This window comes from Bartonella sp. AA86SXKL, assembly GCF_042196885.1.
Genome location: NZ_JBHIRE010000510.1, coordinates 1 through 302, shown reverse-complemented (window position 1 = coordinate 302; position 302 = coordinate 1). Strand labels below are relative to the sequence as shown.

At 28.8% G+C, this 302-nt stretch carries 1 pseudogene; it reads right to left on the bottom strand.

Annotation, left to right across the window (positions count from 1 at the left end):
• Nucleotides 1-302: pseudogene (locus ACFIO5_RS12960) on the bottom strand (sulfate transporter family protein); the annotation flags it as partial.

The window sequence follows — 302 nt, the reverse complement described above, 5'->3', positions numbered from 1 at the left end:
TCGGTATAAAGAACAAGAAAAAAGCAATTCCATTTCCGAAAAAACTTAAAATAACAAATTTTAAAGCAAGAATAAAAGAGTATCCAAATGACATAGCTTTTCCAGTAGGCTCATTTGGATAATCTTCTTTTTCAATAATTTCAGCAGCAGAATCAATAAAAAAGCTTCCAATCATAGCTGTAATTGGAGCAATTAAAAAAGCCATAAGTAAAGCTAAACCTAAATTAAAAATAATTAGTATGCTCAGTTCTAACAATCCTCTCCAATTTGATAAAACAGGAAAAAAATGAGCAATCCAAACT